This window comes from Marseilla massiliensis (genome assembly GCF_016899855.1).
Taxonomy (GTDB): domain Bacteria; phylum Bacteroidota; class Bacteroidia; order Bacteroidales; family Bacteroidaceae; genus Prevotella.
On the sequence record NZ_JACJJG010000216.1, the window covers coordinates 1 to 1049 of the forward strand.

At 46.8% G+C, this 1049-nt stretch carries 1 protein-coding gene; it reads right to left on the reverse strand.

Annotation, left to right across the window (positions count from 1 at the left end; all coding sequences use genetic code 11):
* Window positions 1-25 precede the first annotated feature (25 nt).
* Window positions 26-946 (reverse strand): IS982 family transposase, encoded by a 921-nt coding sequence (locus H6A34_RS14450; protein WP_205106085.1) that lies wholly within the window; start codon window positions 944-946, stop codon window positions 26-28.
* Between the last annotated feature and the right edge of the window lie 103 nt (window positions 947-1049).

Below are 1049 nucleotides of genomic sequence, written 5' to 3' on the forward strand. Positions count from 1 at the left end.
TACTTGAGTTCGGGATAAGGCACCATTAAAAGAGTTGCAGTTGCGCAGTTTTTTCAATGTGTACAGGCAAGGCCTCAGGTTTGTTTTCGAAGAAGGAATATGCCGTAAGCGCAGAGCAGAGGTTGACGAGGAAGTTGTGCACGGAACGGTGCCGTGAATGCACGAGGTTGGCCTTTTCCTTAAGCAGGTGGTTGATGCACTCGATGACATACCTCTTGCGGAGCATGATTTTGTCCCACATCGGCATTAGCTTGTTCTTCATGTTGGCCCTGAGTCCGTGTACAAGATGTATCCCTTGGTCGAAGAGCATTTCGAAGAGTTCTTTCTTAATGTACCCCCTGTCTGCAAATACCTTCCCGTAAAGTTCCTTTGTGAACACCTCCCATACCCGGCTGTCCCTGTCGTCCACGTTAGCCCCTGTAAGACAGAACGTTATGATGTCACCGCAGTCGTTGCACATCAGGTGCAGCTTGAAGCCGTGGCACCATCCCATCGTGCCCTTGCCGTTCTTGGCCAGACCTGCGAACACTTTGTTGAAATACCTCCTTACGTTGTGGCACACCGGTATCATCGTGCTGTCAACGTATGTTATCCCCGTGCATTTGCCGAAAGCGTACAGCTTCATAAACAACATCATTTCGACGAACACTCTTGGCATCAGCTCGACGAAACGGTTGTAGGACACGGCATTGGGGAACTCGCACCTTAAATACCCCCTGACGCAATTCAGGTAATACTCCTTGAAGTTTTGGTACGTGCCGAAATGGTAGCAAACAAGAATGGTCATTATCTCGCTTGGGGTGAGCCTGCCCTTGCGCTCCCTGCACTTTTTCCCGGCCTTGCATTTTGAGGGCAACAAGAGGTTTTTGCGCATTTCAGATGTTAAATTCTTGTCGAACTCGTCGATAATACAGAAAATCTCCGTAACTTTGTCCTTGGTAATCATCGCTTATATCTTTTGTATTTCATTGATTTTCAACTATAAAGGTACAAAATTTTTGCGAGATTACCAACTTTTTATCTTACTTCATTATCCCGAACTCGAGTAT